Genomic DNA, 1365 nt, shown 5'->3' on the forward strand with positions numbered 1-1365 from the left:
CCGTCCGATCCGTCCGCTGTTCCCAGAAGGTTTCATGAACGAAGTGCAGGTTGTCTGCACCGTCGTTTCCACCAGCAAGAAGACCGATCCGGACATCGCTGCGATGATCGGTACCTCGGCTGCCCTGGCCATTTCGGGTATCCCGTTTGACGGCCCGATCGGCGCCGCTCGTGTAGCTTTCCACGAAAGCACCGGCTACCTGCTGAACCCGACTTACGAGCAACAAGCTGCTTCGAGCCTGGACATGGTCGTTGCCGGTACTTCGGACGCTGTGCTGATGGTTGAGTCGGAAGCCAAAGAGCTGACCGAAGACCAGATGCTGGGCGCGGTACTGTTTGCTCAAGACGAGTTCCAGGTTGTGATCAACGCCGTTAAAGAGCTGGCTGCCGAAGCTGCCAAGCCAACCTGGACCTGGGCGCCTGCTCTAGAAGCCACCGAGTTGCTGGGCGCGATCCGTGCCGAATTCGGCGAAGCGATCTCCCAGGCTTACACCATCACCATCAAGGCTGACCGCTACGCACGTCTGGGCGAGTTGAAAGACCAGGTTGTTGCCAAGCTGTCCGGCGAAGAAGGCCAGCCTTCTGCCAGCGAAGTCAAAGCGGCTTTCGGTGAAATCGAATACCGCACCGTTCGCGAAAACATCGTAAACGGCAAGCCACGTATCGACGGCCGTGACACCCGCACCGTACGTCCGCTGAACATCGAAGTCGGCGTTCTGCCGAAGACCCACGGTTCGGCTCTGTTCACCCGTGGCGAAACCCAGGCTCTGGTCGTCGCGACGCTGGGCACCGCCCGTGACGCACAGCTGCTGGATACTCTGGAAGGCGAGAAAAAAGACCCGTTCATGCTGCACTACAACTTCCCTCCGTTCTCGGTGGGCGAGTGTGGTCGCATGGGTGGCGCTGGTCGTCGTGAAATCGGTCACGGCCGTCTGGCCCGTCGTTCGATTTCGGCCATGCTGCCTGCCGCTGACGTGTTCCCGTACACCATTCGCGTGGTTTCGGAAATCACTGAATCCAACGGTTCGAGCTCGATGGCTTCCGTTTGCGGCGCTTCCCTGGCCCTGATGGACGCTGGTGTGCCGATGAAGGCACCGGTTGCCGGTATCGCCATGGGTCTGGTTAAGGAAGGCGAGAAATTCGCAGTCCTGACCGACATCCTGGGCGACGAAGACCACTTGGGCGACATGGACTTCAAAGTAGCCGGTACTGCCAAAGGCGTTACCGCACTGCAGATGGACATCAAGATCAAGGGCATCACCGAAGAGATCATGGAAATCGCTCTGGGCCAAGCCCTGGAAGCGATTTCCATGATCTCTTCGGTGATGCCCTTGATCTTGATGTCGATCTGCAGTGCGGTAACGCC

Annotated in this window: 1 protein-coding gene; it reads left to right on the plus strand. The window is 59.0% G+C overall.

What is annotated here, in order from left to right; genetic code table 11:
* Positions 1-1365 (plus strand): polyribonucleotide nucleotidyltransferase (gene pnp, locus ACIOWA_RS27135; RefSeq protein ID WP_401162840.1); only part of this gene is annotated, 1365 nt, incomplete at both ends.

Origin of the sequence: Pseudomonas sp. NPDC087614, assembly GCF_044743485.1 — a bacterium.
GTDB classification, from domain to species: domain Bacteria; phylum Pseudomonadota; class Gammaproteobacteria; order Pseudomonadales; family Pseudomonadaceae; genus Aquipseudomonas; species Aquipseudomonas baetica_A.